General features: G+C 63.2%; 14 protein-coding genes and 1 pseudogene. 14 read left to right on the top strand and 1 reads right to left on the bottom strand.

Annotated elements, in window-relative coordinates:
- The first annotated feature begins 40 nt into the window (after positions 1-40).
- From B3M58_RS11740 to B3M58_RS11675, 14 genes and pseudogenes are all read left to right on the top strand, one after another.
- Positions 41-751: an OmpA family protein gene (locus B3M58_RS11740; protein ID WP_296219312.1), complete on the top strand. Its 711-nt coding sequence runs from the start codon at positions 41-43 to the stop codon at positions 749-751.
- Between the two features lie 32 nt (positions 752-783).
- On the top strand, positions 784-1431 hold the full coding sequence (gene pdxH, locus B3M58_RS11735) for a pyridoxamine 5'-phosphate oxidase (protein WP_296219311.1): 648 nt from the start codon (positions 784-786) through the stop codon (positions 1429-1431).
- An 88-nt stretch (positions 1432-1519) separates the two neighbouring features.
- The gene (locus B3M58_RS11730) at positions 1520-2629 is read left to right on the top strand and encodes a sugar diacid recognition domain-containing protein (RefSeq protein WP_296219310.1); all 1110 of its coding nucleotides are present in this window, start codon (positions 1520-1522) and stop codon (positions 2627-2629) included.
- Positions 2630-2773: 144 nt separating this feature from the next.
- A complete protein-coding gene (locus tag B3M58_RS11725; protein WP_296219309.1) occupies positions 2774-4132 on the top strand; it encodes a GntP family permease in 1359 nt (452 codons plus the stop codon).
- A 53-nt stretch (positions 4133-4185) separates the two neighbouring features.
- The gene (locus B3M58_RS11720; RefSeq protein ID WP_296219308.1) at positions 4186-5328 is read left to right on the top strand and encodes a glycerate kinase; all 1143 of its coding nucleotides are present in this window, start codon (positions 4186-4188) and stop codon (positions 5326-5328) included.
- Between the two features lie 95 nt (positions 5329-5423).
- Positions 5424-5888, top strand: a complete 465-nt coding sequence (locus B3M58_RS11715) for a glycine zipper 2TM domain-containing protein (protein WP_296219307.1) — start codon at positions 5424-5426, stop codon at positions 5886-5888.
- Positions 5889-6233: 345 nt separating this feature from the next.
- Positions 6234-9026, top strand: a complete 2793-nt coding sequence (locus tag B3M58_RS11710; protein WP_296219305.1) for a monovalent cation/H+ antiporter subunit A — start codon at positions 6234-6236, stop codon at positions 9024-9026.
- Between the two features lies 1 nt (position 9027).
- Complete coding sequence (locus tag B3M58_RS11705; RefSeq protein WP_296219303.1) at positions 9028-9357, top strand: Na+/H+ antiporter subunit C; 330 nt, start codon at positions 9028-9030, stop codon at positions 9355-9357.
- Positions 9354-10859: a monovalent cation/H+ antiporter subunit D gene (locus B3M58_RS11700; protein ID WP_296219300.1), complete on the top strand. Its 1506-nt coding sequence runs from the start codon at positions 9354-9356 to the stop codon at positions 10857-10859. The genes B3M58_RS11705 and B3M58_RS11700 overlap by 4 nt, the downstream gene beginning before the upstream one ends.
- Positions 10856-11359, top strand: a complete 504-nt coding sequence (locus B3M58_RS11695; protein WP_296219298.1) for a Na+/H+ antiporter subunit E — start codon at positions 10856-10858, stop codon at positions 11357-11359. Before B3M58_RS11700 ends, B3M58_RS11695 begins: the two co-directional genes overlap by 4 nt.
- On the top strand, positions 11344-11613 hold the full coding sequence (locus tag B3M58_RS11690; protein WP_296219297.1) for a K+/H+ antiporter subunit F: 270 nt from the start codon (positions 11344-11346) through the stop codon (positions 11611-11613). The genes B3M58_RS11695 and B3M58_RS11690 overlap by 16 nt, the downstream gene beginning before the upstream one ends.
- Before the next feature lie 9 nt (positions 11614-11622).
- The gene (locus B3M58_RS11685) at positions 11623-11955 is read left to right on the top strand and encodes a Na+/H+ antiporter subunit G (protein WP_296219296.1); all 333 of its coding nucleotides are present in this window, start codon (positions 11623-11625) and stop codon (positions 11953-11955) included.
- A gap of 283 nt (positions 11956-12238) precedes the next feature.
- A complete protein-coding gene (locus tag B3M58_RS11680; protein WP_296219295.1) occupies positions 12239-13147 on the top strand; it encodes a DMT family transporter in 909 nt (302 codons plus the stop codon).
- Between the two features lie 17 nt (positions 13148-13164).
- Positions 13165-13700: pseudogene (locus tag B3M58_RS11675) on the top strand (pyridoxal-phosphate dependent enzyme).
- Between the two features lie 160 nt (positions 13701-13860).
- Here B3M58_RS11675 and B3M58_RS11670 read toward each other — a convergent pair.
- Positions 13861-14613: a 3-oxoacyl-ACP reductase family protein gene (locus tag B3M58_RS11670; protein ID WP_296219294.1), complete on the bottom strand. Its 753-nt coding sequence runs from the start codon at positions 14611-14613 to the stop codon at positions 13861-13863.
- Positions 14614-14622 lie beyond the last annotated feature (9 nt).

The raw sequence follows: 14622 nt of genomic DNA, 5'->3' as shown, positions 1-14622 counted from the left end.
TGGGCCGGTTTCTTCTGATCGTTTTGTGTGTGGATAACCGATGCTTGCTAATAAAACTCTCGCTGTCGCCCTGTGTCTGTTGATTGCCGGTTGTGCCGGTTCCGATAAGGTGAAAAAGCCAGAGCCCGTGGCCATGCCTGACCCGAAAATCACCCAGGCCTGGTTGGACGATTACGAGCCGCGCGTGCGGGACGCGATCAAGGACAGCCATTTTGAGCTGGAGCGTCGGGAAAATCTGTTGGTGGTCACCGCGCCGGTGCACGGCTCGTTCAACCCCGACCGTCCGCACATGCTGCTGCCAGTGACCCTCGGGCCGATCAGCCGAGTGGCCAAACTGCTGGAAAACGACAAGAAAATTGCCGTGCTGGTCATCGGTCATGCCGACAGCAGTGGCGCCGCGACCCTCAACCGTGAGCTGAGCCATGAGCGGGCGCGTGCGTTTACCGCGATTTTCCGCCTGAGCGGCCTGAAGCAGGATCGCCTGATGGTCAAAGGCATGGGTTCGGACATGCCGCGCGCCGCCAACGACAGTGTGCAAGGCCGGGAATTGAACCGCCGTGTGGAGATGCTCCTGACCTCGCAGGACACCATGAAGGCGTTGATCGCTAAATACAGCCAGCCGGCTCCCGCTGCTCCAGCGGTGGCCGCAGCTTCGGCCAAGCCGGTTGACAGCAAGCCAGCGAAAATCAAAGTGGCGAAGGCTGCGCCGGTTGCAGGCAAGCAGGTAGTTGCCGCCGATCAAGCCAAGTAATCTAGGCGGTATCCGTTCTAGAGAGTCTTGCGATGACCCAGACCCTGGCCGATATGCGCCGCGACTACACCCGCGATGGCTTGAGCGAGGCGCAGGCGCCGCATGAGCCGCTGCCCCTGTTCGAGCAGTGGTTCGCCGATGCGCTGCAGACCGAACAAGCGCCCGTCGAGCCGAACGCCATGACCCTGGCGACCGTCGATGTCGACGGCCGCCCGCATTGCCGGGTGCTCTTGCTCAAGGGCTTGGATGCCCACGGGTTCACCTTCTTCAGCAACTACGACAGTGCCAAAGGCCAGCAGCTGGCGGCCAAGCCGTATGCGGCGATGACGTTTTTCTGGCCGAGTCTGGAGCGTCAGGTGCGCATTGAGGGCCGCGTCGAACGAGTATCTCCGGCAGAGTCCGACGCCTATTTTCAGGTGCGCCCACTGGGCAGTCGTCTCGGCGCCTGGGCTTCGCCGCAGAGCCGGGTAATCGCCGATCGCGCCGAGTTGGAAAGCCTGCTGGCAAGCACCGAGCAACGTTTTCTCGACGGGGCGCCGGATTGTCCACCGCATTGGGGCGGTTATCGCCTGCTGCCGGAACGCGTCGAGTTTTGGCAGGGGCGCTCCAGTCGCCTGCATGACCGGCTCAATTACCGCCTGCACGCTGGCGCCTGGATTCGCGAGCGTCTGGCGCCCTGACGCAGGCGTTCGTCGCAGCGCTGCAATCGGCGTATCGCCTGAGCAACCCCCTGCCTACAATAGCGGCCTCGTTTCGGAGGCCGCTCGCATGCTCGAACTCGATTCCACCCTGGCTCAGCATATCGTCGACCGGGCGATGGCCATCCTGCCGCACAACATCAATGTGATGGACGCCCAGGGCATGATCATCGGCAGCGGCGATCCGGCGCGTCTGCACACCCGTCATGAAGGCGCGCAACTGGTGTTGGCCAACCGCCGCGTGGTCGAGATCGACGAGCAAGCCGCCGCCTGCCTGCGCGGGGTCAAGCCCGGCGTCAATCTGCCTCTGCTGCATGCCGAACGGTTGATTGGCGTGCTCGGCATCACCGGCGCGCCGGAAACCGTGCGGCCCTATGCCGAGCTGGTACGCATGGCCGCGGAGATGCTGGTCGAGCAGCGTCAATTGCAGGCCGAGCGACATTGGCAGCGCCACCAACTGGAGGCCTGGCTGCGCCAGTTGTTCGATCCTGGCTTGCCATTGGCCAGTCTCGGTGGCGAAGCCGAGCGCCTCGGCCTGGCTCTCAGCTGGCCGCGCCAGGCCTGCTTGCTCGAGCTGACCGAGGAGGGCGATCCGCTGCCGCGGCAGGCACGCCTATTGACGGCGCTGAGCAGCAAAGCCGATTACCTCTGTGCGCCGTTGGGCGCGCGCGAACTGCTGTGGTGCCGCCCGTTGAGTGCCGGGCGTGACGACACGGCCTGGCTGGCCCTGGCCGATGAGCGCGACTGGGGGGTGCATCGTCTGGCGGTCAGCGACCCGGTGCGCAACCTTGGCGACCTGCGCCAAGCCTGCCTGGCCCTGCGTGACTTGCAGGCCTATGGCCGTGCCCGTTTTCCCGCGCAGCGCCTGTTGCGGCTGGAGGAACAGCGCTTGCCGACACTGCTGTATGCGCAACGCAACAGTTGGTTGCTGCAAGGTTGGCTGGCGCCGCTGAAGCAGATGCTGGCCCAGGACAACCATGGCACCCTGCGGGAAACCCTCGAAGCGTGGTGCGCGCATGACGGTCAGGTGCAAGCCTGCGCTCAGGCGCTGGGGATTCACCGCAATACCCTGCGCTACCGCCTGGAGCGGATTGCCGAACTCAGCGGCATCGAGCTGACGCGACTGGATCAGCGTCTGCAGCTGTCATTGGGACTGGGGCTGCTCGAAAACCCGCTATAAATCCTATTGTGCGTATGCACATAAAGCCTTGACCTTGAAGTACCTCCGCTGGTGCGTGGGTACAGGGCTTTGCCCTGTGCGGCTGGGTGACAATGCTGCGCCCTTCGGCATTCCTATACCCATAACAACAACGAGGAGACTGGCATGGCTCTGGTCCTGATACTGGTGGCGTTGATCGCGTTTATCGTGCTGTCCACCACCCGCCTCAAATTACACCCGTTTCTCGCTCTGCTGGCTGCTGCTCTGATCGCCGGTTTCGCCTATCAAGTTCCGCAGGGTGAAATCGTCAAAACCATTACCGCCGGCTTCGGCGGCATTCTCGGCTACATCGGTATCGTCATCGTGTTGGGCACCATCATCGGGGTGATCCTCGAGCGCAGCGGTGCGGCCATCACCATGGCGGAAACGGTGATCAAGCTGCTCGGCGAGCGGTTCCCCACGCTGACCATGTCGATCATCGGCTACCTGGTGTCGATTCCGGTGTTCTGCGACTCCGGCTACGTCATCCTCAACTCATTGAAAAACGCCCTGGCCGCGCGGATGAAAATCTCCGTGGTGGCCATGAGCGTGGCCCTGGCCACCGGCCTGTACGCCACCCACACCTTTGTGCCGCCGACTCCCGGCCCGATCGCCGCTGCCGGTAACCTGGGGCTGGAGTCCAGCCTGGGCCTGGTGATTGCCGTCGGCCTGCTGGTGTCGTTCGTCACCGCCATGGCCGGCATGTGGTGGGCCAACCGCTTTATCGGCAAAGACATCGCCCTGGAAGACGATGGCCTGCCGTTGCCCGCCGAGGAAGATTTCGCCGAGCTGAAAGCCCGCTACGGCACGCTGCCAACCGCCTTTCAGGCATTCGCGCCGATCTTCGTGCCGATTGGCCTGATCTGCCTCGGCTCCGTTGCCGCCTTCCCAAGCAAGCCGCTGGGCGAAGGGACGGTGCTGGCGCTGCTGAGCTTCCTCGGTCAGCCGGTGGTGGCGCTGTTGGTCGGCCTAGTGTTGGCGTGCACCCTGCTCAAGGGCAAAGGCAAGCGCCAGCAACTGCATGACCGGGTTGCCGAAGGCATTCTCGCGGCCGCGCCGATTCTGCTGATCACCGGTGCTGGCGGCGCCTTCGGTGCGATGCTGAAGATCACCCCGCTGGGCGATTACCTGGGCACCACCTTGTCGGCGCTGGGTATTGGCCTGTTCATGCCGTTCGTCGTGGCCGCTGCGCTGAAGACCGCGCAGGGCTCGACCACCGTGGCGCTGGTCACCACCTCGGCATTGGTCGCGCCGTTGCTTGGCCAACTGGGTCTGGACAGCGAAATGGGCCGGGTGTTGACGGTGATGGCGATTGGCGCCGGCGCGATGACCGTGTCGCATGCCAATGACAGCTTCTTCTGGGTGGTTACCCAGTTCAGCCGCATGACCGTGGCCACCGCTTACCGCGCGCAAACCGTCGCCACCCTGATCCAGGGCCTGGTCGGTATCCTCACCGTCTGGCTGCTCAGCCTGGTGCTGCTGTAACCCGCTCCACCACGAGGCGCCGTCAGGCGTCTCGGCGTTTTTGAGGTCGCTTTATGAAAATTGTGATTGCTCCGGACTCCTTCAAAGAAAGCTTGAGTGCGCCGCAGGTGGCGGCGGCCATTGCCCATGGTTGGGCGGCCGTGTTTCCGCAGGCCGAGTTGTGCCTGCGGCCGATGGCCGATGGTGGCGAAGGCACGGTGGATGCCGTGCTGGCCGCGACCGGCGGCGAACGCCGCGAACTGCAAGTGCGTGGCCCGCTGGGTACGCCGGTCATGGCCCACTGGGGCTGGCTGGCGGACGCCACCGCGGTTATCGAGATGGCCGCTGCCAGTGGTCTGCACTGGGTGCCGCGCGAGCAGCGCGACGCCACCGTCACCAGCAGTTACGGTACCGGTGAGTTGATTCGCGCGGCCTTGGACGCCGGCGCGCAACGGATCATTCTCGGGCTCGGCGGCAGTGCCACCAATGATGGCGGCGCGGGCTTGCTACAGGCGCTGGGCGTGCGCTTTCTCGATAGCCACGGGCGTGAGTTGGTGGCAGGTGGTGGGGCGCTGGCCGGGCTCGATCAGCTTGACCTGTCCGGCCTCGATGCCCGCTTGCTCAATGTGCAGGTTGACGTGGCGGCGGATGTCGATAACCCGTTGTGCGGGCCGCGCGGTGCTTCGGCGATTTTCGGCCCGCAGAAGGGTGCCAGCAGCGCACAAGTCAAGGTTCTGGATGCCGCGCTTGGGCGTTTGGCGCGGATCGTCGCCGGTACGCTGGGCGAGGACTTCAGCGAGTTTCCAGGCGTGGGGGCGGCCGGTGGCTTAGGCTTTGCGGCCAAGGCCTTTCTGCGCGCGGGCTTTCGTCCGGGAATCGAGTTGGTTGCCGAGTTGTCCGGCCTGGCCGAGGCACTGGTCGGTGCCGATCTGGTGATCACCGGGGAAGGCCAGTTGGATGCGCAAAGCCTGCATGGCAAAACCCCGGTTGGGGTGGCGCGCATGGCGCAGGCGGCCGGGGTGCCGGTGATTGCCCTGGCGGGCAGTCTCGGCGAAGGTTATCAGCGCATGTATCGGGTTGGCATTGAGGCGGCATTCAGCTTGGCGCCCGGACCAATCAGCCTGGAGCAGGCTTGCGCTACGGCATCCGAGGAATTGCAGGCGCGCACCACCGATATCGCCCGGGTTTGGCATATGGCGCAACAGGTTCGCGTCTGAACCGATTGCCGGACATCGGCTATTGTTGCTCTATGACCGTGACACCGCGCCTCTGGGCGCGGTCTAATGGAGTGACATCCACTGGAGGAATCGTTATGCGTAAACCCACTCTGTTCATCGCCTCGTTTACCGCGCTGGCCCTGACTCTCGGCGGTTGCGCGTCCAGCCTGACCGGTGACAGCTATTCGCGTGACGAAGCGCGTAGCGTGCAGACCGTGCGCATGGGGACTATCGAGTCGCTGCGTCCGGTGAAAATCGAGGGCACCAAGACTCCAATCGGCGCCGGTGCTGGCGCTGTGGTGGGTGGTGTGGCCGGCAGTGGTGTCGGCGGCGGACGCGGCAGCGCCGTGGCGGCGGTGATCGGTGCGGTGGCCGGCGGCCTGCTCGGTGCCGCGGCGGAAGAGGGCATCACCCGCACCCAAGGCGTCGAGATCACCGTGCGTGAAGACGATGGCACGATGCGCGCGTATGTTCAGGAAGTCGAAGAGAACCAAGTGTTCCGGGTTGGCGAGCGCGTCCGCGTCATGAGCGTTAACGGCACCAGCCGCGTTTCCCATTAAGTGAAACGGTAGCCGGATCAGCTGATGCTGATCCGGCTTTTTATTGCGTGTCGCGCCGCTGCAATGAGCGCTAATCGGACGGGTTGCCGCCGACGACCGGCAGCAGCGGGCCGCCGCAGAGCTTTTAGAAATACTTCTATCCATGACGTTGCACCGATAGATATGGATAATCGGCAAATAATCCTGTGCCGACAAAGGCTTAGATCATCAAGCAGGCAAAGATCTGCTCATCGAAGAGGGTACGCCGGCTAAGGTAAACGCGAGTGACCTTGCCCGGTGCAGCCGTTTGGACGCGAACCGCCAGCCATGATCTGGCCGGTGGGCTTTGCAGAAGGGGTTTTGTGTATGGCGCTTGCGCTGATTATCGCCTTGCCATTTCTTGGCGTCATGCTGCCTCTGTTGGCCGAGCGTCTGGGGCGTTCGGCCTGTGCCGTGGCGGCAGGGCTGGCCCCGCTGGCGGCGTTGATCGTGTTGCTGTCGCAGCAATCGGCGGTGTTCGCGGGCGAGCTGGTGCTGGTCAAGTTGAGCTGGTTGCCGACGTTGGGGCTAAACCTCAGCCTGCGTCTGGACGGGCTGGGCTTTCTGTTCGCCTTGCTGATTCTTGGCATCGGCCTGCTGGTGATTCTCTACGCCCGTTACTACCTGTCGAAACAGGAGCCAATGGGGCGCTTCTTTGCCTTTCTGTTGCTGTTCATGGGCTCCATGCTCGGCGTGGTGCTGTCGGAAAACCTCCTGCTGATGCTGATGTTCTGGGAGCTGACCAGCCTCTCGTCGTTCCTTTTGATCGGCTTCTGGAGCGCCCGCTCGGATGCCCGCAAAGGCGCGCGCATGGCCCTGGCGATCACGGGTGGCGGCGGCCTGGCGTTGCTCGCGGGGATCTTGCTGGTCGGTCATATCGCCGGCAGTTTCGAGCTGTCCCAGGTGCTCGCCGCCGGTTATGCGATTCGCGCGCATGAACTGTATCCGTTGGCACTGATCCTGGTGCTGCTCGGGGTGTTCACCAAATCGGCGCAGTTCCCCTTCCATTTCTGGCTGCCTCACGCGATGGCCGCGCCGACACCGGTTTCGGCCTATCTGCACTCGGCGACCATGGTCAAGGCCGGGGTGTTCCTGCTGGCGCGGCTGTACCCGGCGCTGGCCGGTTCCGAGTGGTGGTTCTACCTGGTCAGCATCACCGGGCTGGTGACCTTGCTGGTCGGTGCCGGCATGGCCTTGTTCCAACACGACTTGAAAGGCTTGCTGGCCTACTCGACCATCAGCCACCTGGGCCTGATTACTTTGCTGTTCGGTCTGGATACGCGCCTGGGGGCGGTGGCGGCGGTGTTCCATATCATCAACCACGCGACCTTCAAGGCCTCGCTATTCATGGCGGCGGGGATTATCGACCACGAAACCGGCAGCCGCGACATGCGGCGTATCAACGGCATGTGGAAGTACATGCCGCACACCGCGATGCTCGCCATGGTGGCAGCCTCGGCGATGGCCGGGGTGCCGTTGCTGAATGGCTTCCTGAGCAAGGAAATGTTCTTCAGCGAAACGCTCAATCAGCACCTGCTGGGCAGTTTCAACTGGGTGATTCCGGCGGCGGCGACCTTGGCCGGGGTGTTCTCGGTGGCGTATTCGCTGCGCTTTATTCACGACGTGTTCTTCAACGGCGAGCCGATCAACCTGCCGAAATTCCCGCCGCATGAGCCGCCGCGCTACATGAAGGTGCCGGTGGAGATCCTGGTTTTCCTCTGCTTGCTGGTCGGTATCGTGCCGGCCTATACCGTGGCACCGCTGCTGGCGGCGGCTGCGTCGGCCAGCCTGGGCGGCGAGCTGCCCGAGTACAGCCTGTCGATCTGGCATGGCTTTAACTTGCCGTTGATGATGAGTTTCGTCGCGCTGTTCGGCGGCATTCTCGTGTACACCTGCCGGCAACCGCTGTTTCGCTGGTATGCCGGGTTGCCGAGCATGGACGCCAACCTGCTGTTCGAGCGCGCCATGGTGGTGCTGGTGCGCGGTTGCGTGGCGATCACCCGCGGGCTGGAAAACGCGTCGTTGCAGCGCTACCTGTCGCTGCTGCTGGGTGCCGCGCTGGTGGTGGTGACGCTGGGGCTCGGCCCTTTGCCACAAGTCACCGGACCAGTGGCCTTGACCGCCATCGACGGTATCACCGCGTTGGGCCTGGGCATCATGGCCCTGGCGGCGTTGGTCACCGTGGTGTTCCATCGTCAGCGCCTGGTGTCGCTGTTGATGCTCAGCGTGGTCGGCCTGATGGTGGCCCTGGCCTTTGCCCGCTACTCCGCCCCCGACCTGGCGTTGACCCAATTGTCGGTCGAGGTGGTGACCATCATCCTGTTGATGCTCGCCCTGTTCTTCCTGCCGGCACAGACGCGCAGCGAGTCGAGCAGTATCCGCGGCCTGCGCGATTTCATCCTGGCCGTGGGCAGCGGGGTGATGGTGGCGATGCTGGTGTTCGCCGTGCTGACGCGCCCCTACGACAGCATTTCCAGCTTCTTCCTGGAAAACAGCGTGCCCGGCGGTGGCGGCACCAACGTGGTCAACGTGATTCTGGTGGACTTCCGCGGCTTCGATACCCTGGGCGAAATCAGCGTGCTGGCGATTGCGGGCGTGGGGATCTACGCGATGCTCGATGGTTTACGGCTGTTTCAGCCGCATACCGACGCCCAGGGCCGCAGTTGGGCGCGCGATCGCCATCCCCTGATTCTGGCGACCCTGTCGCGGGTGTTGCTGCCGATGGCCCTGCTGATCTCGGTGTTTATCTTCCTGCGCGGCCACAACCTGCCCGGTGGCGGCTTTATCGCCGGACTGGTCACCGCCGTTGCGCTGATCCTGCAGTACGTCGCCAGCGGCGTGCAGTGGACGCAGTCGCGCCTGCCGCTCAATTATCACCGCATGGCTGGCGCCGGTGTCTTGATCGCCGGGCTGACCGGTCTGGGCAGCTGGCTGTTCGAGCGACCGTTCCTGACTTCGGCCTTCGGGCACTTCGAGATTCCGCTGGTGGGCGAGATCGAACTGGCCACCGCCATGCTGTTTGACCTGGGGGTGTACCTGACCGTTGTCGGTGCGACCCTGCTGATTCTCGCCAACCTGGGTAAGTTGACCCAGGACAAGGCCGGACAAGAGGTACTTTGAGATGGAAGCATTGTTCGCCGCTGCCCTGGGCATTCTCACCGCCAGCGGGGTGTACCTGCTGTTACGGGCGCGCACCTTTCCGGTGGTGATGGGCCTGACGCTGATTTCCTATGCGGTCAACCTGTTCCTGTTCGCCATGGGGCGCTTGCAGACCGGCGTCGCCTCGGTGATTGGCAAGAGTGCCGAATACGGCGACCCGCTGCCGCAGGCGCTGGTGCTCACGGCGATCGTCATCGGTTTTGCGATGACCGCTTTCGTCGTGGTGTTGGCCCTGCGCAGCGTGGGTGAAACGCACACCGACCACGTCGATGGCCGGGAGCCCGCCCAATGAATCACGGGTTGATCCTGCCAGTGTTGCTGCCGATGTTTATCGGCAGCCTGCTGCTGTTTGGCGCCAGGCTGAGCATGGCGAACAAGCGCATCTTGTCGTTGACGGCAACCGCGTTGCTGGTGCCACTGAGTGTCTGGCTGATGTGGCAAGCCGATCAAGGCGACTTGCAGGTGTATGCCCTGGGCAACTGGCAGCCGCCGTTCGGCATCATCCTGCTGCTCGATCGGTTGAGCGCGCTGCTGCTGATGGTCACTTCGGTGCTGGCGTTTTTCGCCTTGCTGTATGCGGTGCGTGGCGACGACGAGCGGGGGCGCAACTTCCATGCGCTGTTCCAGTTCCAGTTGATGGGCATCAACGGTGCCTTCCTCACCGGCGACTTGTTCAACCTGTTCGTGTTCTTCGAAATTCTGCTGATCGCCTCCTACTCGTTATTGCTGCATGGCGGCGGTGCCGAACGGGTGCGTGCCGGTTTGCACTATGTGGTGCTTAACCTGGTCGGCTCGGCGTTTTTCCTGCTGGCCGTGGGGGTGCTCTACGGCATCACCGGCACCCTGAACATGGCCGACATGGCCGTGCGCGTGGCCGCCGCGAATGCCGATCAGGCCCCGCTGCTGGGCGCCGCTGGTTTGCTGTTGCTGGTGGTGTTCGGTTTGAAGGCGGCGTTTTTGCCACTGTATTTCTGGTTGCCCAGGGCTTACGCCTCGGCCTCGGCGCCGGTGGCCGCCCTGTTCGCGATTATGACCAAGGTGGGCCTGTATTCGATCTTGCGGGTGTACACGCTGATCTTCGGCGATGACGCCGGCACCCTGGCCAATATGGCCGAGGACTGGCTCTGGCCACTGGCCTTGCTGACCGTTGGCTTGGGCGTGATCGGCGCGCTGGCCGCCAGTACCCTGCAAGGCTTGCTGGCTTATCTGGTGGTGGTCTCGGTCGGTACGCTGCTCGCCGGTATCGCGCTGGGCACTCCCGCAGCGCTCTCGGCCGCATTGTTCTACTTGATTCACAGCACCTGGATCGCCGGCGGCCTGTTCCTCCTGGCCGACCTGATCGCCCGTCAGCGTGGGGTAAAGCAGGCGCAGCTGGTGCAGGGCCCGGCGTTGCAGAACCCGCACCTGTTGGGCGGTCTGTTCTTTATCGGGGCGATTGCCGTAGCCGGCTTGCCGCCGCTCTCCGGGTTTATCGGCAAGCTGCTGTTGCTGCGCGCGGTGGAGCCGGGCTTGCAGGCGCTGTTCCTCTGGCCGGTGATCTTGGGCGGCGGTTTGCTCACCTTGATCGCGCTCAGCCGGGCGGGTAGCACCTTGTTCTGGCGCGTGGGGCTGAGCCAGCTGGACAGCGCTGAACTGGATTACGGGCGGTTGTCGGCTTGCGCCGCCTTGCTGCTGCTCAGCCCACTGCTGGTCGGGTTGGCGTCGCCGCTGTTGGCGTATGTCGATGCCACGGTCAGCCAACTGCATGACCTGCAACTGTATCGGCAGATCGTGTTGCCTGGAGGTGCCCCATGAGTGCGCGTCGTTGGTTGCCGCACCCGCTGCTGAGCCTCTGTCTGCTGCTGGTCTGGCTGCTCTTGGTGAACGATTTCAGCTTCGGCCACTGGTTGCTCGGGGCGTTGCTGGGCTGGTTGATTCCGCTGGTCACGCAAGTGTTCTGGATCAACCCGCCGCGCGTGCACAAGCCGTTCAAGCTGTGCCTGTTCTTCCTCAAGGTGCTGGGCGATATCGTCATCGCCAATCTACAGGTGGCCAAGCTGATTCTCGGGCCGAGCGCCAAGCTGCGCCCGGCCTTCGTCGAGATTCCCATGCTACTGGAAGACGAACTGGCCCTGACCATGCTCGCCAGCATCATTTCCCTGACCCCGGGCACGGTGTCCGCCGACCTCAGCGACGACCGCAAGATGCTGTTGGTGCATGGCCTCGATGTGGCGGACGAGGTGGCCCTGGTGGCCGACATCAAGGCCCGCTACGAAGCACCGCTGCTGGAGGTATTCACATGCTCGGCTACGTGATTCCGCTGTGCCTGGCGATCATGGGCCTGGCCCTGATGCTGACGCTGGCACGCCTGATCAAGGGCCCGGATATGCCGGACCGCATCCTCGCCCTGGATACCCTGTACATCAACGCCATCGCCTTGCTGGTGCTGTTCGGCATCTGGCTCGGTTCCGACCTGTATTTCGAGGCGGCGCTACTGATCGCGGTGATGGGTTTTATCGGTACCGTGGCGGTGGCCAAGTACCTGCTGCGTGGCGACATCATCGAATAAGGAACTCTGATGACTACTTGGATCGAAGCGCTGATCGCCCTGTTTCTGCTGCTCGGCAGCCTGTTTGCCCTGGTCGGTGCGATTGGCCTGTACCGCCTGCCGGATTTCTTCATGCGCCTGCATGGCCCGACCAAGGCCACCACCCTCGGGGTCGGCGGCATGGTCATCGCCTCGCTGATCTACTTCGGCAGCCGTGGCGACGGCATCAGCCTGCATGAGTTGCTGATCACCCTGTTCCTCTTCATTACCGCCCCGGTCAGCGCGCACATGCTGGCCAAGGCCGCCTTGCAGCAGAAGCTGCGCCTGAGCGAGCAAACGCGCGGCAAGCCGTGGGAGCAGTAAGCGGCGGTCGCCAGGTCGATGGCTGGAGTCCGTAGGGTGGGTTAGGCGCGCATCCAGGGTGTTTGCCGATACCGGTAATTCGTGCGCGCCGTAACCCACCATTGTGGCGCTGCGCCGGGTTACCCCGCGTCAGAGTTGACGGTTTGCTCGGGCCACCGTGTACGCGGCTAACCCAGCCTACGGTTCACCCTCGCTCTTGCGCCGCACACAGTTCGTGCGCCTGACTGTACCTGTCGCCGCTGCCTGAGCCTCTCTACACTGGAGTTTTTGCAGGGAACCGAGCATGCACGGGCAGGGTAGAGGTGGGGCGGTAATCTGCCTGGTGGTGGCGATGGCGCTATGGGGCAGTTCCTTTATTGCCCTCAAGTTGGCCTTTGCCGAATTACCGCCGCTGTGGGTGATCTTCGGCCGCATGCTACTTGGCAGTATGGTGTTTCTGCTGGCCTGGCGCTGGCGTGGGCGCATCGAGTACCGCGGCGGCGACTGGAAATACCTGCTCGGCCTGGCGGCTTGCGAACCCTGTCTGTATTTCATCTTCGAAGCCTTGGCGCTACAAAACACCAGCGCCTCGCAGGCGGGCATGATTACCGCGTTGCTGCCGCTGTTGGTGGCGATGGGCGCCTTTGTCTTTCTCCGCGAGCGAATTACCCGCACCACCCTGGCCGGTTTTCTGTTGGCGATGGTCGGTGCGGTCTGGCTGAGCCTGGCCGGCAGCGCCGATGAGCATGCGGTGAATCCCTTGCTCGGCAACTTCTACGAATTTCTCGCGATGCTCTGCGCCATGGGTTACACCCTGCTGCTCAAGCACCTGTCGGCGCGCTATTCGGCGTTTATCCTCACGGCGATGCAGGCGTTTATCGGCAGCCTGTTCTTTTTACCGCTGGCGCTGCTCAGTGCGCCGCTACCGGACGAGATCACGGCGTTAGGCCTGGGGTCGGTGGTGTATCTGGGCGTGGTGGTGACGGTCGGTGCTTACGGGCTGTACAACTATGGCGTCAGCCAGTTGCCGGCGAGCCAGGCCACCGGCTTTATCAACCTGATTCCGGTATTCACCCTGATTTTCGCTGCGCTGCTGCTCGGTGAGCGGCTGAGCTTCTGGCAGATGCTGGCGGCCGCTGTGGTCTTTGCCGGGGTTTTGCTCAGCCAGTGGCGTACGACGCTCCCCGCCTCGCCGGCGGGCGTACTGGATTGAAGAGGTAAGCCTGAGCGATTCGAGGGGCTCGCGAAGCGATCCGCATCATTGAGACGGATTTCCAGCGTAGCGCCGATACCCACCTGATACCGCTGGCGTTGCCCGGCTTGCCGGGTATCGAACTGTATTTCAAGGACGAGTCCAGCCATCCCACCGGCAGCCTCAAGCACCGCCTGGCGCGTTCGTTGTTTCTCTATGCGCTGTGCAATGGCTGGCTCAAACCCGGCGCGCCGGTGATCAAGGCCTCCAGCGGCTCCACGGCGATTTCCGAGGTCGGCGAGTGGGTGGCTCCAGCGGCACCAACCTGATCGGCGCGTTGCTGGTGGCGCAGCGTATGGTCGCGGCGGACGAGTCCGGCTCGGTGGTGGCGATTCTCTGCGATGGCGGCGAGCGCTATGCTGACACCTACTACAACCCGGCCTGGCTCAGTGAACAGGGTTTCGACCTGAGCGGCTTGATTGCCGCCGTGGCCGATTGTGCGGAGCGGGGCGTCGCTTTGTCGGATGATTTGCCTACAGCGGGGCTGCTGATACCGACACCCTCTGCGCACTGATTTTCGAGCACCGGTCGTCCCTTGAGTCATCTGTCTTATGTCGAGTTGGCGGCTCAGCTCCAGCAGATGTCTGACGGCTTACGGCGTACCACTGTTTGTTATCTGCCACGCCAAAAACTCCGGCTGCCTAAGCTGCCGGAGTTTTCAGTACGTCCGGTTTTCAGGCGGAAAAACCACCATCAATCATCAGGCTGGAACCGGTGATATAGCCTGCTTCTGGACCCGCCAGATAAGCTACGAAGCTGGCAATTTCTTCGGCACGACCGTAGCGGTTGATGGCCATCAGCTGCTTCAGGCTGTCCGCAAACTCGCTGCTTTCTGGGTTCATCTCGGTATCTACCGGGCCTGGTTGCAGGTTGTTCACCGTGATGCCGCGGCCACCCAAGTCGCGCGCCAGCCCTTTGGTAAGGCCAACCAGCGCGGCTTTGCTCATGGCATACACAGCGCCACCGGCAAAGGGCATGCGCTCGGCATTGGTGCTGCCGATGTTGATGATGCGGCCACCATCGCTGAGGTGTTTGGATGCTTCCTGGCTGGCGATCACCACGCTGCGGACGTTGATGGACAGCGTGCGGTCGATGTCTTCGATGCTCATCTGTTCAATCGGCGCGATGGCCAGTACGCCGGCGTTGTTCACCAGAATATCCAGTTGGCCAAAGGTGCTCAGGGTCTGTTGAATGGCGCCGCGAATAGCGCTTTCGCTCGCACTGTCGGCCTGAATGGCGAGGGCTTTGCCACCGGCAGCCTGGATTTCCTTCACCAGTGCTTCGGCGTGCTGAGCGCTCTGGCTGTAGGTCAGGGCAACAGCGGCACCCTCACGAGCCAGGCGTTTGGCGATGGCGGCGCCAATGCCACGGGAACCGCCTTGAATAAAGGCAACTTTGCTATTGAGGGGCAGGGTGGTGTTAGTCATGTCGATCTC

Origin of the sequence: Pseudomonas sp. UBA2684 (assembly GCA_002354655.1) — a bacterium.
Classification (GTDB): domain Bacteria; phylum Pseudomonadota; class Gammaproteobacteria; order Pseudomonadales; family Pseudomonadaceae; genus Aquipseudomonas.
The sequence above is the reverse complement of the archived record's forward strand: the minus strand, read 5'-3'. Positions and strand labels throughout refer to the sequence as shown.

What these genes read in the sequence shown, in the direction of transcription:
- B3M58_RS11740 (WP_296219312.1), top strand. Translation starts at nt 41, where the DNA reads ATGCTTGCTAATAAAACTCTCGCTGTCGCCCTGTGTCTGTTGATTGCC.
- pdxH (WP_296219311.1), top strand. Translation starts at nt 784, where the DNA reads ATGACCCAGACCCTGGCCGATATGCGCCGCGACTACACCCGCGATGGC.
- B3M58_RS11730 (WP_296219310.1), top strand. Translation starts at nt 1,520, where the DNA reads ATGCTCGAACTCGATTCCACCCTGGCTCAGCATATCGTCGACCGGGCG.
- B3M58_RS11725 (WP_296219309.1), top strand. Translation starts at nt 2,774, where the DNA reads ATGGCTCTGGTCCTGATACTGGTGGCGTTGATCGCGTTTATCGTGCTG.
- B3M58_RS11720 (WP_296219308.1), top strand. Translation starts at nt 4,186, where the DNA reads ATGAAAATTGTGATTGCTCCGGACTCCTTCAAAGAAAGCTTGAGTGCG.
- B3M58_RS11715 (WP_296219307.1), top strand. Translation starts at nt 5,424, where the DNA reads ATGCGTAAACCCACTCTGTTCATCGCCTCGTTTACCGCGCTGGCCCTG.
- B3M58_RS11710 (WP_296219305.1), top strand. Translation starts at nt 6,234, where the DNA reads ATGGCGCTTGCGCTGATTATCGCCTTGCCATTTCTTGGCGTCATGCTG.
- B3M58_RS11705 (WP_296219303.1), top strand. Translation starts at nt 9,028, where the DNA reads ATGGAAGCATTGTTCGCCGCTGCCCTGGGCATTCTCACCGCCAGCGGG.
- B3M58_RS11700 (WP_296219300.1), top strand. Translation starts at nt 9,354, where the DNA reads ATGAATCACGGGTTGATCCTGCCAGTGTTGCTGCCGATGTTTATCGGC.
- B3M58_RS11695 (WP_296219298.1), top strand. Translation starts at nt 10,856, where the DNA reads ATGAGTGCGCGTCGTTGGTTGCCGCACCCGCTGCTGAGCCTCTGTCTG.
- B3M58_RS11690 (WP_296219297.1), top strand. Translation starts at nt 11,344, where the DNA reads ATGCTCGGCTACGTGATTCCGCTGTGCCTGGCGATCATGGGCCTGGCC.
- B3M58_RS11685 (WP_296219296.1), top strand. Translation starts at nt 11,623, where the DNA reads ATGACTACTTGGATCGAAGCGCTGATCGCCCTGTTTCTGCTGCTCGGC.
- B3M58_RS11680 (WP_296219295.1), top strand. Translation starts at nt 12,239, where the DNA reads ATGCACGGGCAGGGTAGAGGTGGGGCGGTAATCTGCCTGGTGGTGGCG.
- B3M58_RS11670 (WP_296219294.1), bottom strand. Translation starts at nt 14,613, where the DNA reads ATGACTAACACCACCCTGCCCCTCAATAGCAAAGTTGCCTTTATTCAA.